Origin of the sequence: Tritonibacter sp. SIMBA_163 (assembly GCF_046535935.1) — a bacterium.
Lineage (GTDB): Bacteria > Pseudomonadota > Alphaproteobacteria > Rhodobacterales > Rhodobacteraceae > Epibacterium > Epibacterium scottomollicae.
This window is the reverse complement of sequence record NZ_JAWJBP010000703.1, coordinates 1-260: the sequence shown is the minus strand read 5'-3', so window position 1 is coordinate 260 and position 260 is coordinate 1. Positions and strand designations below refer to the sequence as shown.

Sequence of the window (260 nt, the reverse complement as noted above, 5' to 3'; positions counted from 1 at the left end):
CCCGCTTCTGCGGTCGCGGCCTTGGCCGCATCCAGTTGCGCGCAACGATACCCGCCGTCGAACACATACTGCACGAGCTGTGGCCCGACCGCCCAGAAAAGATTGGGTGCGCTGACGAGGCCGGCGTAGGCGGCGCTTTGCACGCCTCCCTGCAAGCTGAGCATGATGTCCGGAAAGTAGGCCGCTCGCGCAACGCCAATTTTTGCGTTGGCCTCGGCCACCCGGCGTTCCGCCGCGGCGACGTCCGGGCGTCGCTGCAG

Annotated in this window: 1 protein-coding gene; it reads right to left on the bottom strand. The window is 67.7% G+C overall.

The window, feature by feature from the left end; all coding sequences use genetic code 11:
• A partial coding sequence (locus R0J92_RS24145; protein ID WP_411053545.1) for a TolC family protein occupies nt 1-260 on the bottom strand: 260 nt, incomplete at both ends.